The 618-nt window shown below is 70.7% G+C and carries 1 protein-coding gene; it reads right to left on the bottom strand.

The window, feature by feature from the left end; translation table 11 throughout:
* Window positions 1-618 (bottom strand): aldehyde dehydrogenase family protein (locus ACFFRH_RS44450; RefSeq protein ID WP_386164230.1); only part of this gene is annotated, 618 nt, incomplete at both ends.

Here is a 618-nt window from a genome sequence, read left to right as displayed (position 1 = left end):
CCGGCCGACACCGCGGCGTCGGCGACGAGGTCGAGGTCGGCGTCGGGCAGGACCAGCATGTGGTTCTTGGCGCCGCCCAGCGCCTGGACCCGCTTGCCGTGGGCGGTACCGGTCTCGTAGACGTACCTGGCGATCGGGGTCGAGCCGACGAACGACACGGCCTTCACGTCCGGGTGCTCCAGCAGCCGGTCCACCGCCGCCTTGTCGCCCTGGACGACGCCGAAGACGCCGTCGGGCAGCCCGGCCTCCTTCCAGAGCCGGGCCATCAGCAGCGACGCCGAGGGGTCCTTCTCCGAGGGCTTGAGCACGAAGGCGTTCCCGCAGGCGATCGCGATCGGGAACATCCACATCGGCACCATCGCCGGGAAGTTGAACGGGGTGATCCCGGCGACGACGCCCAGCGGCTGGCGGATCGAGTAGGAGTCGACCCGGGTGGAGACGCCCTCGGAGAAACCGCCCTTGAGCAGGTGCGGGATGCCGCAGGCGAACTCCACGACCTCCAGGCCCCGGGCGACCTCGCCCAGCGCGTCGGAGTGGACCTTGCCGTGTTCCTCCGAGATGAGCCGGGCGAGCTCGTCGCGGTGGGCGTACATCAGCTCGCGGAAGCGGAACAGCACC

The organism is Streptosporangium vulgare (assembly GCF_042428775.1).
GTDB lineage: Bacteria > Actinomycetota > Actinomycetes > Streptosporangiales > Streptosporangiaceae > Streptosporangium > Streptosporangium vulgare.
Note: the sequence above shows the minus strand (reverse complement) of the source record. Positions and strands in the feature narration are given on the sequence as shown.